Source organism: Bowmanella yangjiangensis, assembly GCF_017255015.1.
In the GTDB taxonomy this organism is placed as follows: domain Bacteria; phylum Pseudomonadota; class Gammaproteobacteria; order Enterobacterales; family Alteromonadaceae; genus Bowmanella; species Bowmanella yangjiangensis.
In genome coordinates, this window is sequence record NZ_JAFKCS010000602.1 from 1 (window position 1) to 443 (window position 443).

At 62.5% G+C, this 443-nt stretch carries 1 protein-coding gene; it reads left to right on the forward strand.

Annotation, left to right across the window (positions count from 1 at the left end):
* Positions 1-134: 134 nt before the first annotated feature.
* Positions 135-443: fluoride efflux transporter CrcB (crcB, locus tag J0A65_RS25870; RefSeq protein WP_206597062.1), on the forward strand; the 309-nt coding region annotated here is incomplete at its 3' end.

Sequence of the window (443 nt, forward strand, 5' to 3'; positions counted from 1 at the left end):
GTGTATTTCCCGGATGAAATGGAACCGCGCGAGTATTACCAGCCGGTGCCGCGAGGCCTGGAGTCGAAAATTCGCGAGAAGCTCAAGCACCTGCGCAGCCTGGATTCCAGCAGTACCCGACAAAGGAGAAAGAGATGATTCGTGTGGCGCTTGCCGTGGCGGCAGGGGGGGCTGTCGGTTCGCTGATGCGCTTTCTGGTGGCCAGCTGGGTCGCCGGCAACTGGCCGCGGCACTTCTACCTGGCCACGCTCACCGTCAACGTGCTGGGTTGCCTGTTGATCGGTCTGCTGTCCGGCCTGTTCCTCACCCGTACCGATCTGCCACTGGAGCTGCGCACCGGGCTGATCACCGGCGTGCTGGGTGGCTTCACCACGTTTTCGTCCTTCAGCCTGGAGATCATGAAGCTGATGGAGGGCGGGCGCGCACCCGAAGCCTTCGGCTAT